The following is a 21,822-nucleotide window of genomic DNA, read 5'->3' as shown; positions in this document are numbered from 1 at the left end:
GTTCGATCGCTTCGCCAAGCCCGACTTTGACACCAGCGAGTAACACGCCCCGTCGCAAGGCGCACGGCGCATGGCCTCCGGCCGAGCGCCGGAAACGGCCGTGTATCTATGTGGGGATAGGTGTCAGTCGAGCCTGAGGACAGCCGGCGGCGGCTTGATCTTCAATGCTTTCAGTCGGTTGGCCGCTTCCGCCGTGGGTTCGGTGACCTGCCAGACGGTGCCGTTGGGGCTGGACAATTGCGCAAGCTGAATGCGCTTGAGGTCATCGCGCACGTTGCGCCAAGTATCTTGGCAGGCGTGCTCGATCACGCGTTCCAGTAACAGAGACAGCACGGTAATCGCGATGTGGGCGTGGATGCGGTGGGGCGCCCAGTGGAACACGGGGCGCATGCGCAGGCCGCCCTTCATCGTGCGCCAGGCTTCTTCGACGCGCTGCTGCTGCTTGTAGCCGAGCGCCATGTCCTCGGCGGTAAGGGTGTCATCGTTACTGTGGACGACGAACTTGCCGTCGAAACGTTCGAGTTCGGCGATGGCCTGCCGATCGATCGCCAGGCCCCGCTTGGTCTCCTTCAGGAACCGCCCGTAGCGGGCGCTGCTGCGCAGCGCGCACACGCGCTTGCTGTGCCCTCCCTCGTCCTGATCGGCCAGGCATGCAAGCTCGGCCTCGAGTTCGCGGATGCGCTCGTCACGATAGGCACGCTGGCGGTGTGCCTCCTGCGGGTTGAAGCACACCGCATAGCGGCGGCGGCGCTCGCCGTCGCCGACGACGACCTCCTTGACCTCGAGGTTGTCGGCGATCTTGCGGTAGCGCCCCGGGCGCGAGAGCACTGCTTCGGTCACCTCGTCGCCACGGCGCATCGGCATCGCCATCAGGTACTTGCCACCGCCTTTGGCGAGCGCCTGGAAGTTGGCCTGCGAGACCATGCCGGCGTCCCCGACGAACAAACAGCGGGTGAGCTGCCAGCCCTTGAGGTCTTCCTTGACCTGGGCCACCGTGGTGACATCGACCGTGTTGCCCGGAAACACCCAGTGGCGCACCGGGAAGCCGTCGCGGGTGACCGCCAGGCCCACCACGATCTGCGGCGCATCGCCCCGGCCGTTCTTGCTGTAGCCGCGCTTCCTGGGCGCCACGTAGCGCTTGGCGCCAGCGGCCACGCTGCCGCGCATCAGGCCGTCGGCGTCGCCGTTGTCCTCGTCGTCGATCTCGAAGTGCAACGAGGTGGTGTCGTAGAAGACGATCTCCACGTCCAGACTCAACAGGTCGGCGACCTGGAGGAAGATCGCCTGTTCGATCGCGGCCTTGTTTGCCTCGAGAAAGTCCATCGCGCGGTAGAGCTGGTGCAGCGCCAGGGCTTGCGTGCCTTCGATGTGCACGTCCTCCTTGAGCCACTGCTCGTGACAGTAAAGCTTGGAGGCAGGCGCGCACGCACGATTGGCCACCAGTGCGAACAGCGCCCGCTCCATCTCGAAGCCGAAGCGCCGGCCGTGCGCCTGCGCACGCACGATGGCATCGATCCCGAGTCGCTGCCATACCGCCTCGAGCGCGTGCACGTCGCCGTAGGGCCAGGCGCACACCAGGCGCCAGCCCGGATCGTCGGCCACGATGGCCTCGGGCGAGCAGCGACGCAGGATGCTCTTGGCCAGACGGCGAAGCCGTTCGATGACTTCCGGGTCGTCGGCACGGCCGCAGTTGAACACGATCTGCGCCTGTGAGCGCCCCTTCGTCGCGTCCCACACGTTCTCGGCCAGCTGCAGGTAGGTGACCTCCCGGCCGTCCGCCCGCTTCTGTTTGCTCTGTCTCAAGTACATGTGCAGCACAGTAGCGGCATCGAGGGCGATAAATCAACAATCCATGTATCTAGGATTCTGGCGGATCATCGCCCTGAAACCCGCGCCGTTACTGGAGGTGGGGCGGAAATGTGTCTCGGAACTGTCAAACTCGGGCCAAGCTCGACCAGGCGAAGGTCGGGCAGATCGTGATGGAGATCGCGCTGCTCGGTCGCAACGGGCTGGAAATCAACAAGCCGGTGGTCCGCTACACGCTCAAGAACCTCGAGGGCGAGTTCGCCGGCCTGGCGCTCCTGGCGTACATGCACGTGGGTTTTCGGATGTTCGACCCCAAGGGCGACGCCGGGACCGGGCTCGATCGCGAGTACGAGGCGGCGGTGAAGATGCGCCGCGAGCGCTGAACCCGGCGAGGACCCCGACATGAGCCAGCTCCCCGAACGCTACCGGACGGCGATCGCGCCGCTGATCGACAAGGCGCGCGAACTCCTCGAGCAGGGCGAGGAACTCGTGCCGATGGCCTTCGTCGGCAACTTCGCCACCGGGGCCACGATCCCCACGGCGCTCGTTATGCGCTCGCCTGCCGACAAGGACGCAGCGGCGCGCGCGGTGAAGCTGCTCGCCGAGCAGCTCGACGCCGACTTCGTCTTCGTGCTGATGGAGGCCTACAGCCTGCGCGCCGACAAGGTCGCCCGCTACGAGGAGATCCTCGACGAGTACGGCTCGCTGGCCGACTGCCCGGCGAGCTGGCGGATCGACGTGGTGAGCCTGTCGCTCGAGACCCGCCACGGCGTGTGGGTCGCCCAGGTGCCGGTCAGGCCCAAGGGGATCAGCAAGAAGAAGCGCACGATCGGGGCGCCGGAGTTCCGGCATTACACCGACGTGCAGGGGCGGTTCACGGATCTGCTGCCGGTGAAGGAAGGCGAGGGCGGGCCTTCCGGTACGCTGCACTGAGCTTGAGCGCACAATTCTTTCCATGTTCGGGGGCACAGGGAAAACCCCCGGCACCGGAATGCTACGCTTCAGCTTTGCATTTGAGGTGACCTTGATCTCGCGTAGCTCAACCGTGATCGTTAGCACGATCGCTTGCTTTACCCCAACTATCGAGTCGCACCGGAGCCGACTTGTTGCGCGGACGGCGATTGCTGAAGCAAGTTCACCGGCTTGATGCGGTAGACCTCGATGAGGAAGAGGTACAGGAAGGCAATCGACATGAAGAGCACCACCAGTCCAACGATCGACGAAGTGACCCGTACTTTGTTTGTGCTGATTTCAATCTCGTTTGCTGCCGGATCCTTGCCAAGCCTCGTTGCGTGGTAGAGCTGGTAGCCCGAAAAGCCCAAGCCGCAGAAGACGACGGCTAGGACGGTCCACATCAGCACCTCGGACGCGCGTTGCTGCCACCTGAAATTCTCGATCGCCACTTCGATCTGCTGCCCCAGAAAGGCGTAGTACTGCACTTGGTACTTGTCGAAGGCCGCTTGTACTTCAGGGGGCACCAGATGCGACTCCGCTCCCGGTGACCCGTTTTGCCCTTCGACGTACGGCACAAGCGGCTGACTGCTCGGCTCCCGTGGTGAGGATCTAATTTCCGGTACATCCGCCGGTGGCAAGGGCTCGGGTACTGCCACTTGAGCGACACACGGCCAAGCGAGCGCGAACATCAACAGTCCGAGCAGTCGGATTGCAAGCCAACTCACCGAGTCCTCCTTGGCCCCGCTTGGATCGTGCCACCGTGGATCTGGCCACCAGCGTCCTGGCAGGCACACGGGCCACCATAGCGACCCACTTGGGCAGTCCAGTCGCAGTATCCGATTGTCGTGTGGCAGATTACGACTCGCGATGGAAAGGGCGGAGTCGGCAAAGGCACCGGCGGCACGTTCGCCGGCGTAAGAATCATGGGCGCTTGGCGACCCATCGGGTGACCAAGGTCAGCCGGGCGTGGTGACACTATGGCCGGTGCAGGGATCACAGGTGACTCTGATGGGAGCTCCTTCGAACAGACACCATTCGCATCGCAGCGCGCGTTCTGTGCAAAGGCAGTCTGATCGACGGAGGGGCCGGCCAGGGCGGCTAAGAGAGCGAGTGCTGGCCTATTCATCGCGTGCCCTCCGGACAGGGATGCTTGCGGTATAGCAGTGGAGGTGAGTCGGGGCAAGGAGAGCGCACAGCAAGCGCAACCGGTCCACATGGTGTGGCGCGCCGTTGCCTGGCGGCTTCGTTCGGGATGTCGCCGGCACTCACGGTTAACTCATGCCAGGTTCCGCCAAGCAGGCCTCGTGCGATCGCCGCATCTCGGACACCGTCCACGTGGTGACACGGATGTGCATGATGGAACTATTGTGAAGAAATGCAGCCCATCGACCCTCAGGGTGCCCTGTTTGGGGCGGTGGTCGCTCCAAGGTCTTGAGGCAAACGCCAATGTGCGGACGCTATGCGCTCTACGGTCCGGTCTCGCGCCTGCGCGAGGCCTTCGACGCGGCGCCCGAAGGCTTCGACTTCGAGCCGCGCTGGAATGCGGCGCCGATGCAGTGGCTGCCCGTGGTGCGGCAGCGGCCGAACGGTGAGCGGGTGATCCATCGCCTGCGCTGGGGGCTGGTGCCGTCGTGGTCGAAGGACGAGGCGATCGCCACGAAGCTGATCAACGCGCGCGGCGAGTCGGTCGCCGAGAAACCTTCGTTCCGGGCGGCGTTCCGCCGCCGGCGCTGCATCGTGCCGGCCAACGGCTTCTACGAGTGGCAGCAGCTCAGTGACCAGCAGGGCGGCGGCAAGCAGCCGTTCTACATCCATCCGGTCGGGGGCGAATTCTTCGGCTTCGCCGGGCTATGGGAGCGCTGGACGCGTCCGGCCGACGGCGAGGTGCTCGACACGTTCACGATCGTCACCACCGAGGCCAACGCGGCGATGCGGCCGCTGCACGATCGGATGCCGGTGATCCTGGCGCCGGGGGATTACTGGGCGTGGTTGAACGGGGCGACGCCGGTCGAGCGCGTGCAGGCGCTGGTGCGGCCGTGCCCCGAGGCGGAGCTCGCGGTGCATCCAGTTGGGAAAGCGGTCGGCAACGTTCGCAACGAGGGGGCGAACCTGATCCAGCCGCTCTGAGTCTTGTCGCTCACCTCGGCGCACGACACGATCGTAGCCACTCGTCGTCCGACGATGTGCGGGCCGCTTGCTCAGACGCAAGCCCTCCAAGAACGGTTTTCCTGGAGAACTCGACTGGATTGCGTGACGTTCAGCTCACTGGCTGATCCGGTCGGCTTGTTAGTTTTACATCCAAGAGCAAGGCCTATAAAGTCTACACAATGTAAAGACAAGGCGTGTGGGGCGCAAACCGATGGCTCGACGCAAGACCGAGGCAATCAATCTCAGGATGTCTGCCGAGATTAAGGAGTTGCTACGCTTCGCTGCAGACCGCGAGCATCGCACGCTCAGCAACATGATTGAGTATCTGCTCATCGACTACTGCGAGCGTCATGCCATCTCGCCCCCCGCTCAAACCGAAGAGAAGCCGGCCTCCAGCCGTCGCAAGCCCGTCAAGACCCCGTGACTTCAAGCGAATCCCTCATCAAGCTGGGCTACCGACTTGGTCGCAGCGGCACGCATGCCGCCCGCACCATGATGTTCGACGAGCTGATGCTCCTTTTTGAACACACCACGTCGGAAACGACGCGAGACGGCTACCGTGACGAGGTGGTGGGTCTCAACGTTCTAGGCAAGCCGACACAGAAATCGCGTCTGCTCACGTTCGGCCACCTCGTCGAACTCTACGGCTTGGACCCTGCCATTCCGGTTTTCCGCATCTTTCGCAAGCTGTGGGCGCTTGATGAGGCTGCCAGGCCGTTGCTCGCCCTGACGCTTGCAATGGTGCGCGACCCGGTTCTTCGGCTCTCGGAGGCCTTCGTGCTCGCCAAGGGCGAAGGCGACGCCGTGCAGCGCGAAGAGGTCGAGGAACTCATTGCCGCAAACGAACCGGACCGCTTCAGTCCGGCGTCGCTCAAATCCATCGCCCAAAACATCAACGGAAGCTGGACCCAGGCGGGCTTCATGGTGGGGCGTCGGCGAAAGGTTCGCGCCGCGCCAAAAGTCACGCCGAGCAACATCACCTATGCATTATTCTTGGGGCATCTTGAGGGGCTCTCAGGGCAACGGCTGTTCTCATCCCACTGGATGACGTTGTTATGTAGCTCGCCTGATGAGCTAGAAGCCTTGGCAAACTCTGCCTCGCATCGGGGGCAAATCGTTTTTCTGAACGCCGGCGGCGTCAAAGAAGTCCGTTTCCCGGGCTTTCTAACTCCGGATGAGGAGCAATGGTTGCATGAGTAGCAAAGTCGCGAAGCTGGTCGGTGCCTACCGGGAGCACATCTCGGTACCGTGGGCAGGAGGCCTGGCGGCCATTCAACGCGTCATCTTCGCGGTGTACGACAAGACCGACGAACTGCGTCTGCGGGCGCACATCGACGAGTTTCGCCTGGCCACGCTGGAGGCAGGTCATCAGTGGCTGCTTGTGGACGTCACCAACGCCTTTCCCGAATGGATGGCTGCTCAGGAGTATCGCGACGCCTACTTCGAGTGCCCAGAGGACCTCACCGGCTATCAGGCCGGAGAGATCGTCGAGTTCGTCCATGGCCTGGTCGAGCGCATCAAGACGACGATTGTTACCGAGGCCACGCCCAACACGGTTGTGGCCCTGATGGGCGTGGGTAGCCTTTTCGGCCTGGCCCGCGTTTCTTCGATTGTGGAAGGTATCAAGGACACGGTGGGTGGGCGCCTGGTGGTGTTCTTCCCCGGCGAATACCACCCTGAGAACCACGCGTACCGCTTGCTCGACGCCCGAGACGGCTGGAACTACCTCGCAGTCCCGCTGCTGGCCAAGGAAGCCTGAGCAAACGCAGTTGCAGAACCAACAAGAACAAGGAAACACGCTGTGCTGAACCGCGACATTTACGTCAAACCCCCCGAACAGAACCGGCTGGCCAACAATGGTGTCGCTGAAGTCTCCGAGGACCACTCTGATGCCGCGCTCGAAGTGCTGCGCTACGAACTGGAGTCCTTCGTCTGCGACGGCCAGTATGCGAAGGGCACGGAGACCATTCTCGAGACGTTCCTGCGCAACCTCGGCGCAAAGTCCGAGCAGCCTGGTGTGTGGATTTCCGGCTTCTACGGTTCAGGTAAGTCGCACCTGGCGAAAATGCTGCGTGCGCTGTGGACCGATCAGCAGCTTCCGGGCGGCGCCTCTGCGCGCGGGCTTGCCGATCTGCCGGATGGAGTTGCCGACCAGTTCAAGGAGTTGAGCACCGAGGGCAAGCGCAATGGTGGCCTGCACGCCGCGGCCGGAAAGTTGGGCGCCGGGGCAGGGGACAACGTTCGCCTGGCATTGCTCGGCATCATCTTCAAGTCCAAGGGGCTGCCGGAGCAGTTCGCACAGGCGCGCTTCGTGATGTGGCTCAAGCATGAGGGGCTGCTCGAAGCGGTTCAGTCCAACTTGAAGGCCGCGGGCCGCAGTCTCGCGCAAGAGTTGCCCCATCTATATGTATCGAATCACCTGTCGAACGCACTGTTGCAGGCCAATCGCGGCCTTGCAGACAGTGAGGCAGCAGTTCGCCAACTCATCAAGGCGCAATTCCCGCAGGTGGGCGACGTCACTAACGACGAGATGGTCGCCGCCATCCAGAGCGCCCTTTCGGAAGGCGGTAAGTTCCCTCTCACCCTGGTCGTGCTAGACGAGGTCCAGCAATACATCGGTTCGGATGCCGAGAAAGCCTACAAGGTTCAGGAAGTCACCGAGTCCCTCTCCAAGCATTTCAACGGTCAGCTTCTGTTCGTGGGCACCGGCCAATCCGCATTGTCCGGCATGCCCAACCTGCAGCGTTTGATGGGACGCTTCCCCGTGCAGGTCACCCTGGGGGATTGGGACGTCGAGAACGTCACCCGCAAAATCATCCTCGCCAAAAAGTCGACTGCAGTACCGGAGGTTGACCGTGTCTGGCGCGACAACCTGGGTGAAATTTCCCGCCACCTGCGTGGCACCAAGCTCGAGCACGTCACCGACGACGAGGCGTTCATCACTGCGGACTACCCCATCCTGCCCGTGCGCCGCCGCTTCTGGGAAAACGTCCTTCGCACCATCGACGCCACCGGCACCGTCGCCCAGTTGCGCAGCCAACTCCGGGTCGTCCATGAGGCTGCGCTCGAAACCGCCGAACTGCCGCTTGGTCATGTCGTCTCCGGCGACTTTCTCTACGACCAGATTGCCGCCAACCTGGTCTCCACCGCCCAGCTCTCTCGCGAGATCTTCGATAGCGTGCAGCGGTTCGCTGCCGGCGATGGCCCGTCTCAGCTCAAGGCCCGACTGCTCAAGCTCATCTACCTCATCAACAAGCTGCCGCCCGAAAAGGCGATTGCAATTGGCCTCAAGCCCACCGAGGACGTCCTGGCCGACTTGCTGGTCACCGACCTCAAGAGCGGATCGTCTGAGCTTCGTAAGACCATCCCAACCTTGCTTGACGCGCTCCAGGAGAAAGACCACCTGGTGATGGCGCTCGACGGCCCCAATGGCGCTGAGTACCACCTGCAGACCCGCGAATCGAGCGCATGGTACGAGGAGTTTCGTGCGCAGGAGTCCCAGCTCAAGGCCTCCCCCCAGAACATCGAGGTCAAGCGGGCAGACTTGTTCAAAGCGCGTTTCCGCTCGGTGTTGACCAAGGTCCGTGCCGTCCAGGGCTTAGCCCCCGAGGTACGAACGCTGGCCGCATGCTTCGACGAGTCGCTGCCGAAGGACAACGACAAGGCGCTTTACCTGTGGATTCAGGACGGCTGGCAGACAGATGAGAAATCGGTAATTGCCGAAGCCCGCGCGAAGAGTGCCGAGAACCCGACGCTCTTTGCCTTCATGCCGGCCCAGAGCAAAACGGACCTCGCCAACGCGATCGTCACCCTCGAGGCAGCAAAAGCCACGCTAAGCCGCAAAGGCACGCCGAATACGGAGGAGGGGCGTAACGCGCAGCGCTCGATGGAAAGCCGTCAGCGCAATGCCGAGAAGGAAATCGAGACGCTGCTCAACACCCTGTTCGCGGGTGTCCGCGTGTTTCAGGCTGGCGGGCAGGAAGTCACCCAGGGCAACGACTTGGCCGATCGCCTCAACACCGCCGTCAAGTCCTCGGTCATTCGGCTGTATCGCGAGTTCGATGTCGCCGACCAGAAGGGCTGGGACAAAGTGCTGGACGAGGCGCGCAAGGGCAACGCCGAGGCCATGCGGGCAATCGGGCACCTCCAGGAGCCAAAATCACACGCGGTGTGCCAGAAGATTGTGAGCTTCCTCGGTGCGGGCAAGAAGGGCGCAGAGATTCGCGACAACTTCGAGTCGCCGCCCTACGGTTGGCCGCGCGACACCATCGACGGCGCGCTCTACATCCTGCTCACCACGGGCGAGCTCAAGGCGCGCGACATGGCCCACCGCCCGGTCGATGCCAAGTCGCTCGAACGCAGCAAGCTCACCCAAGCATTCTTCGAGCCTGAATCGGTCAATATCTCGCCGGTCCAGAAGATCAGGATTCGAGGTCTGTTCCAGAGCCTGGGAGTCGGCTGCCAGCCCAACGAAGAGCTGCTCAAGGCCCCAATCCTGATTGCCAAGCTCAAGGAGCTGGCGCTTTGTGCTGGTGGTCCTGCACCTCAACCCGAGCCCCCCAAGTCTGATGCCATTGTGGCGCTGGAACAGGCTTTGGGTAATGGTTTGCTCCTGGAGCTGTTCTCACGGGCAGAGGCGCTGATCGCGCTCGCCAAACAGTGGGAACAGACCGCCAAGCTCATCAAACAGCGCCTGCCGCTGTGGCACCAACTCGACGCGCTGCTGGAGCATGCCCGCGCGCTCGGCCCCTACCTCGAACTCAAGGCCGAGGTTGCGGCCATCACCGCGCAGCGTAGCCTGCTCGCCGAGCCTGACCCGGTCCGTCCGCTGCTGGAGCGCACCACCGACCTTCTGCGCCAAGCACTCAACGCCAAGCTCGACGCCTATCGCGCCGAGTATGAGCAGCAGATGGCCCAACTGGACGCCGACAGCAATTGGCAAAAGCTTGACGACGCTCAGCGTTCCGAGCTGATTCGCACACGTCACATCGACGCACCCGCAAGCCTCGACCTCTCCAATGCCGAAAAGCTTGCCGACGCGCTGGATGGCTGCGACCTGCAGCGCTGGATTGAACGCGCACAGGCACTCACGACCCGCTTCGGGGCCGTCCGTATGGATGCGGCCAAGCTGCTCAAGCCGAATGTGGTTCAGGTGAAGCTACCGCAGCGGACCCTGAATGACGCGGGCGAGGTGACGGCGTGGTTGATGGAGGTAGAGCGACTGCTACTCAAGGCGATTGAGAAGGGGCCTGTCGCACTATGACGGCGATGCCGTGGGATAAAGCGAAACTCTCCGAAAAGACCCTTGAGCTCAATTTCGCCAGCCAACTCAATCACGCTTGTGGTGGCAGGCTTCTGTGGTTCGGCCTCACTCAAATGCAAGAGGCAGAGCAGGGCTTTGACATCGCCACTCGTATTGGAAAGGGGCTTTTCATCGTACAGATGAAGGCTTCGACGCATGTGCTGAAATCAGGTGAGCGCCAGTTCAAGGCTCCGCATGAGCAGCTAGAGAACCTTCGCAAGCTTACAGTCAAAGGCGGAGGGGTAATACCAAAGGGCTGCATCTATTATTCATTCCCCGTCATTGGCACACCGGCCGAGCTGTCCAAGCACACGAGTGTTTTGGCCAATACTTGGTTGTGCGATGTCGCAGACATTCCGTCACTGGGAGCTCCAACCACTGCCAGAGGGAGTCTGCGGCAAGACGGAAATCATTACGTCAAGGTTTCGCCGGGAGTCGCTCCCTTGGATTCAAGCAAACCAGGGGTCGCCACTTTTCATTCGGACCCGGTAGACGTTGATGTCATCAATGGGGAGAAGCTCGTTTACGTCATTTCACGCGAAGGAGCCTCGTCCGGCCTCCTGGAAGCGATGACGCATAACCAGTTCCGTGATTTTTGGGACCTGTGTCAGCAGTTTCACCGCAAGGCCTTTGCGGTCGCTTTTCTGGGATAACCATGTCAGCTCTCGCCAAATCGCTGCGTACCCAACTCGAAAACACCGTCAAGTCCGCCCGCGACATCGCCGAGACCGCCGCCCGTGCCGCTCTCCAGCAGCTCGCGGTGGGCGAGGGCAGGCTGCCGGACTACCTGAACGACGCCCAGCGCGCCTTGCGCCGCCGCCTGCGCGCCCACGGCCGCAGCCTGGGCGATGCCAAGCACGGCGACGACACCCAGGAGCTGCGCCGGCTGGTGTGGGAGGTGGCCTACGAGCACTGGCACCGCATGCTGTTCGCCCGCTTCCTCGCCGAAAACGGCCTGCTGCTGTGGGAGCCGGGCGCTGCGGTGTCGCTGCAGGACTGCCGCGAGATGGTCGACCACCACCCCGAGATGGCGATGGGCGCGCGCAGCGAATGGGAGTTGGCCGGCAAGCTCGCGGCGCGGATGCTGCCGCAGGTGTTCAAGCCGCAGCATCCGGTGTTCGAGCTGGTGTTCGCGCCCGAGCATCAGCGCGAGCTGGAACGACTGCTTAGCGGCCTGCCGCCCGAGGTCTTCCAGGCCAGCGACAGCCTGGGTTGGGTGTATCAGTTCTGGCAGGCGCGGCGCAAGGACGAGGTCAACGCCTCCGAGGTGAAGATTGGCGCGGACGAGCTGCCCGCCGTCACCCAGCTGTTCACCGAGCCCTACATGGTGGACTTCCTGCTCCACAACTCGCTCGGCGCCTGGTGGCTCACCCGCCACCCGGACACGCCCGGCCCGGTGCCGCTCACCTATCTGCGCACGCTGGAGGACGGCACCCCTGCCGCCGGCAAGTTCGAAGGCTGGCCCGACACGCTCGCCGACTTCAAGCTGCTCGACCCCTGCTGCGGCTCGGGACACTTTCTGGTGGCGGCCTTCCTGATGCTGGTGCCGATGCGCATGACGGCGGAACGCCTCTCCGCCCGCGAGGCGGTGGATGCGGTGCTGCGCGACAACCTGCACGGCCTGGAGCTGGACCCGCGCTGCGTGGAAATCGCAGTGTTCGTGCTGGCGCTCGCCGCCTGGCGCTTCCCGGACGAGGTCGGCCAGCCGCTGGGCGTGCGCGCGGACATGCCGGCGCCCAACATCGCCTGCTGCGGGCTGAAGGTCGCTGCGCGGGCGGCGGACTGGATGGCGCTGGTCCCGGATGACTTGCCCAACGCCGCCTACCTGCGCCAGGAACTGCGCCTGCTACACGACAGCTTCTCGCAGGCGCCGCTGCTGGGTAGCCTGCTCGACCCGGCACGCAGCCTGAAGAACGACCTCGCCACCACCAGTTTCGACACGTTGCGCGCGCTGCTGGAGCGGGCGCTGTCCACCGAGCGCCCGGCCACGCTGTGGGGCGAGGGCAACGAGGTGCAGGATGAGGCGTGGGACCACGCCCTGACCGCCCGCGGCCTGCTCGAGGCGGCGCGGCTGCTGGATGCGCGTTACCACCTGGTGGTGACCAACGTGCCCTATCTCGCGCGCGGCAAGCAGTCCGATGCGCTGAAGGCGTTCTGCGAAAACCATTACGCGGACGCCAAGAACGACCTCGCCAACGTGTTTCTTGAGCGCTGCCTGGAACTGTCGCAGCGTGGCGCGGCCGGTGTGGTGCAGATTGTGATGCCGCAGAACTGGCTGTTCCTCACCAGCTACAAGAAGCAGCGCGAAAGCCTGCTGAAGCGGGTGCAGTGGAATCTGCTGGCGCGGCTGGGGCCGGGCGCCTTCGAGACCATCAGCGGCGAGGTCGTACAGGCCGTCCTGCTCACCCAGACCCATGCGCAGGCGGACGTGGCGTTTGACCTGCGCGGCGTGGATGCCAGCGGGCCGAGGGCAGCGCAGGAAAAGGCCGCCATGCTGCGCGGCGGCCGGGTGGTGGCCGTAAGCCAGAAGAGTCAGCTGTTCAATCCCGACGCGCGAGTGTCATTTGAGCAGCTCAGTTCCGGTAGCTTGTTGTCTGTGCATGCTGATGCGTATTGGGGTCAAGGCACTGGCGATTTTGTTCGATTTGGTCGTGTTTTTTGGGAAATTGCAGAGTCTGGCGACGACTGGGAATACGGACAAACGACGGTAGACGCCAACGTCGATTTCGGCGGGCGTATTCACCTAGTGTATTGGCAGAAAGGAAAAGGCGAGCTCATCGCGCTTGCCGAGGCACTGAGGCATCGCCTGAAGAACATTCACTACCGAGGTGCAGAGGCATGGTCAAAGCACGGAGTGTCTGTAACTCTTACAGGAGAGTTGCGCGTAACCCGTTATTGCGGAAATATTTTTGATGGAAACTGCGCAAGCATCATCCCTAAAGACCCAGCGCATCTGCCTGCTGTTTGGTGCTTCTGCGACGACGATGGGTTCAATTCAGTCGTGCGGGAAATCGACCAATCACTCAAGGTAACTAATGCAACTCTGCTCAAAGTCCCTTTCGACTTAGCCCATTGGCAACAAGTCGCTGCCGAGCGCTACCCCAACGGCCTGCCCAAACCCTATTCCGACGACCCCACCCAGTGGTTGTTCCACGGTCACCCGCAGCCCGCCACCGACCCGCTGCAGGTCGCCGTCGCCCGCCTGCTCGGCTACCGCTGGCCAGCCGAGACCGACGCCGGCATGGACCTCGCCGACGAGGCCCGTGCGTGGATTGCGCACACCGACAAGCTCGCCACCCACGCCGACGACGACGGCCTCGTCTGCCTGCCTGCCGTGCGCGGCGAAAAGCCCGCCCACGAGCGATTGCTGGCACTGCTCATCGACGCCTGGGAAACCGTCACCCCCGGCAGTTGGAAAGCCTCCACCCTCGACCGCCTGCTGGCCGAGGCCGACTGCGCCGGAAAGAGTCTGGAAGTGTGGCTGCGCGAGAAGTTCTTCGAACAGCACGCCAAGCGCTTTCACCACCGCCCCTTCATCTGGCATGTGTGGGACGGCCTCAAGGACGGCTTCGGCGCGCTAGTCAATTACCACAAGCTCAACGCCCGCAACCTGGAGCGCCTCATCCACACCTACCTGGGCGACTGGATTCGCATTCAGGAAGCGGGTGTCACCAGCGGCCTCGACGGCGCCCCGCAGCGGCTGGCCGCCGCGCAGGCGCTGAAGAAAAAGCTCGAAGCCATCCTCGAAGGCGAAGCGCCCTTCGACATTTTCGTGCGCTGGAAACCGCTCGCCGCGCAACCCATCGGGTGGAACCCCGACCTCAACGACGGCGTGCGCCTCAACATCCGCCCCTGGATGGCCGCCGGCGTGCTGCGCCACAACAAGGGCCCGAAGCTCAACATCAAGTGGGACAAGGACCGCGGCAAGGACGTGGAAAGCGCACCGTGGTTCGCTGTGTTCAAGGGCGACCGCATCAATGACCATCATCTGACGCTGGCGCAGAAGTGGGCCCCGCGGGATGCCGCGAGAGGGAGCTAAGAATGGGTTTTTGGCATACCGGTTACAGCGAGTTCCACGAACCGACGGGGTTTGGTGACTGGACTGGGCCCGACCTGACGATGCGGTTCGATTGCGAACGCTGCAGTGCAAGCTTCAACAGCCTTGAGGTGCTTCGGAAGCATCGATTCGAGGCTCATCCGCTTCGGCAGCCACGGGCATTCTTCCAAGGATTTGAGCTTGGCGCGCAAACCGTCAGGATTCGGTCGCCGTTTGCATCTGGTGACTTCGAGTTCGCGTTGGCTCAAGAGGTGCGTGTCAATGGGCGCGCCATGCCCGTCAGCCGTGTTGCACCCCACCTCGCGTTGCTTCGTGACGAATTCGTCAATCTCGACTTGATTGGGACGGGGGTCACGGTTTCCCACAGGGTGGATATACGCATTGCCCGTGATGAAGACTTGAAAGGCGTTGAGGCGGCCCTTCTTCGAATTGCCGGGTTGCGCCGCTTGACCGTCGAGACTATCCAGATCCTGATTCGGGAGTGCGAGGCGTTCGAGAGCGCGAAGGACTTCGTCCAAGGTCTGACGCGCTACCTATACGGCGTACTGGCTAAGGAGCGGGCGCCAAGCTCGAGTCTTCACTTTGACGAGTACCTCAGATATTTCAACGAAGCCGAACAGACGCTGGCGGGTTTCGACCGCCCGGTTGCTCGCTTGATTCGCGCGTTGGTGGCGTTTCACTTCAACCGCTTCGCTGATGCACGCCGTCTCGCGCCGACCAAACGCCTACGGACGGCGGCGGGTGCATTCGAGAGTCTGCTGGCGGCAAAGCAGGGGGGCTCAGGGGCTTTTGGCGCGCCGTTTTCAAGCAAGACTGACAGTGCCATCGAAGCGCTCCTCACTGACATCCATTCGGAATCAATACTGGCTTGGCTGGCGAGTGGGCTCGACGGAATGGCTGGGGCTTTGGGCAACCTGGAAGCGGCCCTCGAACATCCATGGGCCGAGTACGACAAGCTGAAAATCAGGCTGATGCTGGCTGAGAGCTGTCTCGTCAGAGGCGATGACCAGCGTGCGCGGCAGATTGCGCGCGAGCTGATTGGGTTGCCGGAAACCGAGACCTGGGCAGAAGGACTGCTCGGCAGGCTGCAGGCGAAGGACGTGAACAATGACTAAGCAAAAACGAATCCCGATTACCAGCAAGGCGACGGGGGAGGTTCGACTCTCCGAGCCCGTCCCGGGCCGCAAGTCGTGGCGGCAAGACTCTGCGAAGCCTGACGGGGCAAGCAACGCGGAGCCAACTTCGACATCGACACTTGCGGAACTGACCGGTGAGCCGAGTAGCGCCCGCGAACAGGGCGCTGACGAGAATGATTCCGCGCCAGCGAAGGCCAAGCGAGGTGAAAAGACGGGGACGAAGCAAGACAAGCCCGAATCACTCGCCGATTACATCGAGTATGCCTATGGAAGGAAAGGGCAGAAGCTGGCGGACTTAAAGGAGAAGGCTGGTTTCATTCGGAATCTGGCGACTAACTTCAGGCTTGGTGAGCGGGAACCTGAGCTCCTTGGAGTTGCTGAGAAAGATGTGACGTTGGCCGTACCGAGGCAACTCGTGTTTGTCAGTCGGGAGTTTCAGGGCTATCCGTCGCTTCGGAACGAACTGCTGGGGTTTGTGAAGAAGGCAATATTGCAGCACCCGCTCTTCCGTGAGCAGCCTGCATTGGCGCTGTTCATCAACCAAGGGGATTTCAGTCCATCTGCTCTTGAGGCCATGCGATTGATACAGGAGTTCGGGACGACAAAGGAGGCACAGGATTCCGACCTGAGTCGTGCCGACCTCGACGCGCTACACCGGAATGCCTCGTATCTGGTTGCGGTGTGGCTGAGGGAGATGCGTGGGCGCAGCCTGCATGACGTTGCGGAGATGCTGTTCCAGGGGGTGTGGAAGAAGGCGGCAGCTTCAATCGGGGACGATACCGACAAGCTGCGCGCGATAACCGATGTCTCGGAGCTTGCACCGGTTGCGACTGCATGCGCTGTATTTCAGCAACAGGCCGAAGAGCAGACAAAGCGAGCACATCAAAGTGCTGCTGAAACTCATCAGTTGCGTCAGGAACGCGACGGTTTGCTAGCCGAGAAGGAGAGCCTGAGTGCCGAACTCAGTGCGCTGAAGGCGCTGCGTGAGAAGGAAAGAAGCGAGACTCAGGAGCGGCTGGCAAAGCTGGAGAGCAGCCAGGATGTGAAGGTCACCCACCTTCGTGACGACAACCAGCAGGTGCGCCATCGCTTGGTGAAGCGCCTGGTCTCTGATGTTGAGCAACTCGAGATTGGCTTGAGCGCATTGCGCAACCCGAATCCACGGGTCGAAGTGATGATTCAGCGTGCCGAGAGAGTGGTCGACGCACTGCGTGCCGAGATAGCGAAGCTGAGGGAGGAGTAAGCGATGACGGTAGTCGGTTTCGATTTCGGTACGACCAACAGCTTGGTATCGGTGGTGGTCGGCGACCGGGTGATTCGCTTTGAGGATGAAGGGCAGCCTATTCCCTCGGTGGTCTCATACGAGGGCGGGCAGACGATTGTGGGTCGTGAGGCTCGCAAGCGGCTCGGCGTGGCAGGTCTGGGGGTGCATGGGAGCGTCGTTCGGTCCCCCAAGACGATGCTGGGTCGAGAGAGTGTTGATGTCGAGGGGGTGGCCCGCAGCCCTGTTGATATCGTTCGCGATGTCGTCGCATATCTCAGAAATGAGGCCATCGAATCGGACATCGTCCGAAATCTGAACTTCGACAGGGCGGTTGTCACCATTCCGGTCAACATGGAGGGGCGCAGGCGAGCTTTGCTGCGCGATGCCTTCAGGATGGCGGGCATCAGTATTGTGCAGTTTGTACATGAGCCGCTGGCTGCGCTATACGGACACTTTCGCGCACTGGATACGCTGGAGAACGAGCTGCGCCGTTATGACCGGCAGCTCATGCTGGTCTTCGATTGGGGCGGTGGAACGCTGGACTTGACGCTGTGCCGGCTCGTCGATGGGGTCTTCGTCCAGCTCGAAAACTACGGTACGGACGATGTGGGGGGTGACCACTTCGACCAGTCGGTTCGTCATGAGGTCGAACGGCGTGTTCGCGAATCACGGGGACTAGGAAGCGAGGTCGAGCGACTGCCAGGGGCGGACGTACGTCTGCTTCATGAATGTGAGGAAGCCAAAATTGCCCTAAGCGACCCCGCGGTCAGCAGTTGGACGATATACGTTGAACATTTCTTCAGCGGTGTCGACGATGCGGCGCTTGACCTTCGTCTTACCCGAGATGACCTTGAGGCCATCGTCGGGAGCCTGGTCAAGAAAGGTGTTGCCAGAATCACGGAGCTCCTCGAAAAGTACGAGGTTTCGCCCGCAGCGATTTCGCTATGCCTCGCGACTGGCGGCATGGCGAACATGCCACTCATCAAGTCGCGCTTGCATGAGATTTTTGGGCCGGCACGGGTCTTTCTATCCGAGCGCAGCGCGTCGCTCATCTCCGAAGGTGCTGCGTGGGTTGCACACGACCAGGCACGACTTCGACTCTCCAAGAACGTAGAGCTTTCGTTGGCACGCAACTCCTACATGGGGCTGCTTGATGCCGGCGTTGAGATGCCTGTCGAGGGTGAGCGCCGAACTGACGAGTTCAGCCTGTATTGCGTTGACCCGAGCGATGGGCATGCACGCTTCCAGATTGTTACGCCTCTGCGTGTTGGGCGGGATGTCCACCGGGACGACCCGCGGACCGTCTTGAGCACGATGCAAGTCAAGGTTGACTCGAAGGCTCAGCCGTTCATGGAGCGACTCAGCCTGAAGGTGGAAGTGGATGAGAACCTCATCCTTACCGGCGTGGTTCAGTCGCTGAATCAGCGTGATGCCGCGCGCTGCGAGGTCCACCATCTTGAGTTCGCCCTCGAAGTGCCTAAAAAAAAAGACTCCGCACGGCGGGTGAGCGCTGAGCGAGGCGTCGAGGGGGCGGAGCGTGATGTCGCGGAGAACATCCGTGTGGCCAGTTTGCGTGGTCCCGGAGATATCGTGCTCAGATCAAACGTGTCCTCCCGAAAGGACGAAAAGCTTGTGCCTGGCGAAGTAATGGCTAAGTTGAACCCCTATTACTTCGACGTTCGCCATAACCCTCCGCCGGTGCAGGTAGCCGAAAAGCTTTATTACCAGCCGTGCGCTTTGTGCGGTCGCCGCTCGAACGACCCCCTTTGCCGGTGCGCCAGCGGTGGGTACGCGCGTCATGGTGCGGAGCGGTAGCGTTTTCGCTTAGCAATTGAGTATCGAGGAAGAATATGACTGACCCGTCTCCCGGCCTGCGCGGCACCATCGGCCATACGTTGCCGAGCGATTTGCGTGGCCAGCTAGAGGCGGCTGTGCGCGCTGCCAGGGAGGCGGCAGAAGCGGGGGCGCAATCCGCCCTGTTCCAACTGGGCGTTGCGGAGGATGAGGCGCCCGCGCATTTGGACGAGCCGCAGCGAGCGCTTCGCCGTAGGTTACGTGCGCATGCGAGGGTGCTGGGTGACGCCTTGGGGGCGGATGGCATCCAGGGAGTGCAACGGCTGGTTTGGGAGACGGCTTACGAGCATTGGCACCGGATGCTGTTTGCCCGTTTTCTCGCCGAGCGGCACCTGCTGATTTGGGAAGGCGAGGTTTCGGTGACCTTGGACGAGTGCCACGAGCTGGCTGGCTCGTCTGGCTCGGCGCTCAGGGTCGGAAGTGGGTGGGAACTCGCAGGTCGCTTGGCTGAGCGAATGCTGCCGCAGCTCTTCCGCGCCGATTCGCCAGTGCTTGCTCTGCGATTTGCACCGGAATACCAGCAGGCTCTCGAACGCTTGCTGGCAGGTCTTCCGCGAACCGTGTTCCTGGCATCCGACAGCCTTGGCTGGGCCTACCAATTCTGGCAGGGTAAGCGCAAGGAAGAGGTGAATGCCTCACAGATGAAGGTGGGTGCTGACGAATTGCCGGCAGTGACCCAGCTCTTCACCGAGCCCTACATGGTGGAATACCTGCTTCACAACACCGTCGGCGCTTTGTGGCGCGCGAGTCATCCTGAGCTGGCCAAGCGTTTGGCGCTGCGCTACCTCGTTACCCCGAATGCGGGCGGTAGCGCGCAGCCTTCGAAGTCGACGATTGGGCGGTTCGGGAGCCTGAAGCTGATGGATCCGTGCTGCGGGTCGGGGCATTTCCTGGTGGCTGCGCTGCATTTGTTGGTGCCCATGCGGGTGTTGGCAGAGGGGCTGAGTGTTCGTAATGCCGTCGACTCGGTGTTGGCTCAGAACCTTTTCGGCGTGGAACTGGACGCGCGCTGTGTGGAGATTGCCGCCTTTGCGTTGGCGCTCGCGGCGTGGTCGTATCCCGATGAAGAGGGGTGCCCCCTAGGGTTTCGCCCTCTGCCTGAACTGAACCTGGCCTGTGCCGGACGTGCGCCGAGCCGGCGTCGTTCGGGTTCGGCGCCCTTGCGTGGCAGTCTGCTGCCAGTGCAGTTCGACTCTGCGCAATGGGAAGAGGCCCTGGCGAAAGAGGACTCGAGGGGCGCAGGGGATGCAGAGGGCGAGGAGCAGTTCATCGCCGCGCAGGGGTTTGCGCGTGCCGTCGCCTTGCTCCGGGAACGTTACGACGTCGTGGTGACTAATCCGCCCTTCTTGGGCCGCGGGCGGATGTGTGACGCGCTGCGTGAGTTTGTCGAGGCGCAGTTCTACGACGCGCGGCACGACCTGGGAGCGGTGTTTCTGGAGTATTGCCTCAAACTCGCCAAACCAGAAGGCCGAGTCGGTTGTGTGCTGCAGCAGTCCTGGCTGTTCGCTGGCAGCTATGGGGCGCACCGTCGCGCCATCCTCCAGCAGGCGGCACTGCGGAGTGTCGCCAATCTAGGCGAGGGGGCATTCCGTAGCGTGGACGCGGCAGGGGCGTTCCCGTCGCTGCTGGTGTTCGAGCGTCTCGTACCGGAAGTGGATAGCCACATCGCCGTTGTCGATGTCGCGATACATCGCACAGCGGAGGAGAAGGCTGCGGCCCTGGGGGCAGCCGTGCCCGATGCGCTTGCTTTCGCGCAGGTCAGCGGAAGCCCCGACTATCTGATTGCCCTGACCCAGGGTGGAAGCCTGCCGCCGCTCTCCGAGTTCGCCACGCCCTATGTGGGCTTGCAGACGAGCGACTACCCTCGTTACTGCCGCTTCTTCTGGGAACTTCCGTTGCGAACGCCGGATTGGGAGTACATGCAGGAGTCTCCGGAAGAGACCGGCAAGCTTACGGGTTTGAGTTCGCTGTTCTACTGGCAGCAGGGCAGCGGAGACCTGATGAGCAGCGGCCTCGCCTACATCCGTGGCCAGGCAGCGTGGGGTAAGAAGGGTGTGGCGGTGAGCCGGATGCGGCAGTTGGAAGCCGGCCCGTATCTCGGTAACTTCTATAACCAGACCACGGCTGCCATCATTCCCCGCGATGAGTCGCTACTGCCCGCAGTGATGGCGTTTTGCTCTTCGGACGAATACACCGAGGCGGTGCACGAAATCGACAGGCGAATCTGCGTGGCCAATGCAGCGCTGGGACGGGTGGGCTTTGACCTGCCGCGCTGGCAGGCTGAGGCCGAACGTCAATTCCCGAACGGTTTGCCAGCCACTTAGAAGCTCTAACAAAATGATGAAATGGGCTGTTCACCCTTGATTTCATTTGTTAACCTCTGCCTTGTTTGTCGAGGCAGAGGAGATGGCGAAACCGATACTGGATGACGAATTGTGGGCGTTGATCGAGCCGCTGTTGCCGCCACCGAAGCCGCGCCGGGAACGGTATCCCGGACGCAAGCCACTGGACGACCGCAAGGTGCTCACCGGCATCCTCTTCGTGCTGCAGTCGGGCATTCCTTGGGAGATGCTCCCCAAGGAGATGGGCTGCGGCTCAGGGATGAGCTGCTGGCGACGACTACGGAAGTGGCAGGAGGCCGGCGTGTGGGACCGCCTGCACGAAGTGCTGCTTGCACGGTTGCGCGCTGCCGGCCGCCTCGATTGGTCTCGCGCCATCGTCGATTCCTCGTCCATACGCGCTGTGGGGGCCGGTCAAAAACAGGACCGAACCCCACCGATCGCGCTCGTCCAGGCTCCAAGCACCATCTCATCACCGAAGCGCAAGGCATCCCGCTGGCGGTGATCCTCACCGGTGCCAACCGCAACGACGTCACCCAGCTTCTCCCTTTGGTCGAGGCGATCCCGCCGATCCGTGGCAAGCGCGGCCGACCGCTGTCGAAACCCCGACTCGTGCAGGCCGATCGCGGCTACGACCACGACAAGTACCGCCGACCGCTCCACGCTGCAGGCATCACCACCCAGATCGCCCGCCGGGGCCAACCGCATGGCAGCGGTCTGGGCAAGACCCGTTGGGTTGTGGAACGCACCTTGGGTTGGCTGCACAACTTTCGGCGATTGCGCATCCGTTTCGAGCGGCTGGCCATCATCCACGAAGCCTTTCTCGAGATAGCCTGCTGCATCATCTGCTGGCGGCAATTGCGAAAGGCATAGCATGCATTTTGTTAGCGCTTCTTATACCGAAGACCCGACGCAGTGGCTGTTCCATGGTCACCCGGCCGCCTCGTCAGACCCGCTTCAGG

General features: G+C 62.4%; 16 protein-coding genes. 14 read left to right on the top strand and 2 right to left on the bottom strand.

The features are described 5' to 3' along the window. Positions 1 to 123: 123 nt before the first annotated feature. Positions 124 to 1,809 carry an IS1634 family transposase gene (locus CCZ27_RS12295; RefSeq protein WP_096448550.1) on the bottom strand — a complete coding sequence of 562 codons (1,686 nt, stop codon included), beginning with the start codon at positions 1,807 to 1,809 and terminating at the stop codon, positions 124 to 126. 110 nt (positions 1,810 to 1,919) lie between these two features. Between CCZ27_RS12295 and CCZ27_RS12290 the strand changes: the two genes are divergently transcribed. Next, positions 1,920 to 2,189, top strand: a complete 270-nt coding sequence (locus CCZ27_RS12290; protein WP_232516365.1) for a hypothetical protein — start codon at positions 1,920 to 1,922, stop codon at positions 2,187 to 2,189. Between the two features lie 19 nt (positions 2,190 to 2,208). Continuing rightward, a complete protein-coding gene (locus tag CCZ27_RS12285) occupies positions 2,209 to 2,739 on the top strand; it encodes a hypothetical protein (protein WP_096448548.1) in 531 nt (176 codons plus the stop codon). Between the two features lie 146 nt (positions 2,740 to 2,885). Here CCZ27_RS12285 and CCZ27_RS12280 read toward each other — a convergent pair whose 3' ends face one another. Then, positions 2,886 to 3,485: a hypothetical protein gene (locus CCZ27_RS12280; RefSeq protein ID WP_157748573.1), complete on the bottom strand. Its 600-nt coding sequence runs from the start codon at positions 3,483 to 3,485 to the stop codon at positions 2,886 to 2,888. Between the two features lie 721 nt (positions 3,486 to 4,206). On the opposite strand from CCZ27_RS12280, the gene CCZ27_RS12275 reads away from it, so the two are divergent. From CCZ27_RS12275 to CCZ27_RS12220, 12 genes are all read left to right on the top strand, one after another. Beyond that, the gene (locus tag CCZ27_RS12275; RefSeq protein ID WP_096448544.1) at positions 4,207 to 4,887 is read left to right on the top strand and encodes an SOS response-associated peptidase; all 681 of its coding nucleotides are present in this window, start codon (positions 4,207 to 4,209) and stop codon (positions 4,885 to 4,887) included. 232 nt (positions 4,888 to 5,119) lie between these two features. Then, complete coding sequence (locus CCZ27_RS12270) at positions 5,120 to 5,332, top strand: type II toxin-antitoxin system antitoxin (protein WP_096448542.1); 213 nt, start codon at positions 5,120 to 5,122, stop codon at positions 5,330 to 5,332. Further along, positions 5,329 to 6,108, top strand: coding sequence for a hypothetical protein (locus CCZ27_RS12265; RefSeq protein ID WP_198363115.1), 780 nt, complete (start codon positions 5,329 to 5,331; stop codon positions 6,106 to 6,108). Before CCZ27_RS12270 ends, CCZ27_RS12265 begins: the two co-directional genes overlap by 4 nt. Beyond that, on the top strand, positions 6,101 to 6,667 hold the full coding sequence (locus CCZ27_RS12260) for a BREX protein BrxB domain-containing protein (RefSeq protein WP_043743643.1): 567 nt from the start codon (positions 6,101 to 6,103) through the stop codon (positions 6,665 to 6,667). Before CCZ27_RS12265 ends, CCZ27_RS12260 begins: the two co-directional genes overlap by 8 nt. Before the next feature lie 42 nt (positions 6,668 to 6,709). Continuing rightward, positions 6,710 to 10,171, top strand: a complete 3,462-nt coding sequence (brxC, locus tag CCZ27_RS12255; protein WP_096448538.1) for a BREX system P-loop protein BrxC — start codon at positions 6,710 to 6,712, stop codon at positions 10,169 to 10,171. Beyond that, entirely contained in the window at positions 10,168 to 10,863 is a 696-nt protein-coding gene (locus CCZ27_RS23555) for a hypothetical protein (RefSeq protein WP_157748572.1), read from the top strand. The genes brxC and CCZ27_RS23555 overlap by 4 nt, the downstream gene beginning before the upstream one ends. Then, positions 10,815 to 14,249: an Eco57I restriction-modification methylase domain-containing protein gene (locus tag CCZ27_RS12245; protein WP_198363114.1), complete on the top strand. Its 3,435-nt coding sequence runs from the start codon at positions 10,815 to 10,817 to the stop codon at positions 14,247 to 14,249. The genes CCZ27_RS23555 and CCZ27_RS12245 overlap by 49 nt, the downstream gene beginning before the upstream one ends. A 2-nt stretch (positions 14,250 to 14,251) precedes the next feature. After that, on the top strand, positions 14,252 to 15,382 hold the full coding sequence (locus CCZ27_RS12240) for a hypothetical protein (RefSeq protein ID WP_157748571.1): 1,131 nt from the start codon (positions 14,252 to 14,254) through the stop codon (positions 15,380 to 15,382). Then, positions 15,375 to 16,646: a coiled-coil domain-containing protein gene (locus tag CCZ27_RS12235; protein ID WP_096448530.1), complete on the top strand. Its 1,272-nt coding sequence runs from the start codon at positions 15,375 to 15,377 to the stop codon at positions 16,644 to 16,646. The genes CCZ27_RS12240 and CCZ27_RS12235 overlap by 8 nt, the downstream gene beginning before the upstream one ends. A 3-nt stretch (positions 16,647 to 16,649) precedes the next feature. Next, on the top strand, positions 16,650 to 18,482 hold the full coding sequence (locus tag CCZ27_RS12230) for an Hsp70 family protein (RefSeq protein ID WP_096448528.1): 1,833 nt from the start codon (positions 16,650 to 16,652) through the stop codon (positions 18,480 to 18,482). A gap of 35 nt (positions 18,483 to 18,517) precedes the next feature. Further along, positions 18,518 to 20,845: an Eco57I restriction-modification methylase domain-containing protein gene (locus tag CCZ27_RS12225; protein ID WP_096448526.1), complete on the top strand. Its 2,328-nt coding sequence runs from the start codon at positions 18,518 to 18,520 to the stop codon at positions 20,843 to 20,845. 82 nt (positions 20,846 to 20,927) lie between these two features. Then, positions 20,928 to 21,733, top strand: a protein-coding gene (locus CCZ27_RS12220) for an IS5 family transposase (protein ID WP_096452499.1) whose coding sequence is annotated in 2 segments (ribosomal slippage) — positions 20,928 to 21,276 and positions 21,276 to 21,733 — 807 coding nt in all. Because the reading frame shifts where the segments join, the coding sequence is not laid out codon by codon here. Positions 21,734 to 21,822 lie beyond the last annotated feature (89 nt).

Origin of the sequence: Thauera sp. K11 (genome assembly GCF_002354895.1) — a bacterium.
GTDB classification, from domain to species: domain Bacteria; phylum Pseudomonadota; class Gammaproteobacteria; order Burkholderiales; family Rhodocyclaceae; genus Thauera; species Thauera sinica.
The sequence above is the reverse complement of the archived record's forward strand: the minus strand, read 5'-3'. Positions and strand labels throughout refer to the sequence as shown.